The 381-nt window shown below is 38.6% G+C and carries 1 protein-coding gene; it reads right to left on the reverse strand.

Features of this window, described 5'->3' with window-relative positions; translation table 11 throughout:
* On the reverse strand, positions 1–381 hold a 381-nt coding region (locus AAEY78_RS12335; RefSeq protein ID WP_352339634.1), incomplete at both ends, for a hypothetical protein.

Consider the following 381-nt stretch of genomic DNA (forward strand, 5'->3'; position numbering starts at 1 on the left):
ATTCTGTAGCATCTCAATCTGGGTCTCTTTAATACCAAAATGAATCGATGAGGTGTTTAAGTTTTGTTTACCTGTAAATACTTCTACAAACGATTTCAGTCTAGCAGGCTCATCAATTGACATTTGATACGCTCGATCAAGCGCTCTAACTAGAACTTCTTGGTTTTTATGTCCCGTTGGCGCACTTAGCAGCAACCTATCATCGGTAAAAACCTGACGAGCTTTATCGTAAATTTGTCTAGCTTCATTGATAGCGATCCCATGCCTTAGTACGACCTCTTGCAACCGCTCAGCTCTTTTATCAATATTTATGTTTTGTAGCTCTTCTAACAGCGCAATGACATCATAAACTTTAGGATGAATAAATATAGACAGCTGAGT

The sequence above is a fragment of the Psychrobacter sp. 16-MNA-CIBAN-0192 genome (genome assembly GCF_040309565.1).
Classification (GTDB): domain Bacteria; phylum Pseudomonadota; class Gammaproteobacteria; order Pseudomonadales; family Moraxellaceae; genus Psychrobacter.